The organism is Ferrovibrio sp. GW821-FHT12B10 (assembly GCF_058807515.1).
In genome coordinates this window covers 1-1,198 of sequence record NZ_JBXAQT010000005.1, presented here as the reverse complement: position 1 = coordinate 1,198, position 1,198 = coordinate 1, and the positions used below count along the sequence as shown (strand labels likewise).

The 1,198-nt window shown below is 63.8% G+C and carries 1 protein-coding gene; it reads right to left on the bottom strand.

The features are described 5' to 3' along the window. Positions 1-7: 7 nt before the first annotated feature. Positions 8-1,198, bottom strand: coding sequence for an elongation factor Tu (gene tuf, locus AC1RRT_RS20520; protein WP_493015847.1), 1,191 nt, complete (start codon positions 1,196-1,198; stop codon positions 8-10).

Genomic DNA, 1,198 nt, shown 5'->3' with positions numbered 1-1,198 from the left:
GCGTAACTTACGCGATGACCTTGGCGACGACGCCGGCGCCGACGGTGCGGCCGCCTTCGCGGATCGCGAAGCGCAGACCTTCGTCCATGGCGATCGGCGCGATCAGCTCGACATCCATCGACACGTTGTCGCCCGGCATCACCATCTCAACGCCGGCCGGCAGGGCCACAACACCGGTCACGTCGGTGGTGCGGAAGTAGAACTGCGGACGGTAGTTGGTGAAGAACGGGGTATGGCGACCGCCCTCTTCCTTGGTCAGGATGTAGGCTTCGGCCTTGAACTTGGTGTGCGGGGTGATCGAACCCGGCTTGGCCAGAACCTGGCCGCGCTCAACGTCTTCACGCTGCACGCCGCGCAGCAGCGCGCCGATGTTGTCGCCAGCCTCGCCGCTGTCCAGCAGCTTGCGGAACATTTCAACGCCGGTCACGGTCGTCTTCACCGTGGCCTTCAGGCCCACGATCTCGACTTCCTCACCGACCTTCACGATGCCGCGCTCGACGCGACCGGTCACAACCGTGCCGCGGCCCGAGATCGAGAACACGTCTTCAACCGGCATCAGGAACGGCTTGTCCTTCGGACGCTCCGGCTGCGGGATGTAGCGGTCGACTTCAGCCATCAGCTTCAGGATCGCGTCGTGGCCCAGCTCCTTGTTGCTGTCCTCAAGGGCAGCAAGCGCCGAACCGCGCACGATCGGGATGTCGTCGCCCGGGAAATCATACTTCGACAACAGCTCGCGCACTTCCAGCTCGACCAGGTCGAGCAGTTCGGCGTCGTCCACCATGTCGCACTTGTTCATGAACACAACCAGCGACGGCACGCCGACCTGGCGCGCCAGCAGGATGTGCTCGCGGGTCTGCGGCATCGGGCCGTCAGCAGCCGACACCACCAGGATCGCGCCGTCCATCTGCGCCGCGCCCGTGATCATGTTCTTCACATAGTCAGCATGGCCGGGGCAGTCGACATGCGCGTAATGGCGGTTCGCCGTCTCGTACTCGACATGGCTCGTCGAGATCGTGATGCCGCGCGCCTTCTCTTCCGGCGCCTTGTCGATCTGGTCATAGGCCGTGAACGACGCGCCGCCAGTCTCGGCAAGCACCTTCGTGATCGCAGCCGTCAGCGACGTCTTGCCATGGTCAACGTGACCAATGGTCCCAATGTTGCAGTGCGGCTTGGTACGCTCAAACTTTGCCTTGGCCAT

Coding starts and splice junctions, on each gene's coding strand:
- tuf (WP_493015847.1), bottom strand. CDS start 1,198: ATGGCCAAGGCAAAGTTTGAGCGTACCAAGCCGCACTGCAACATTGGG.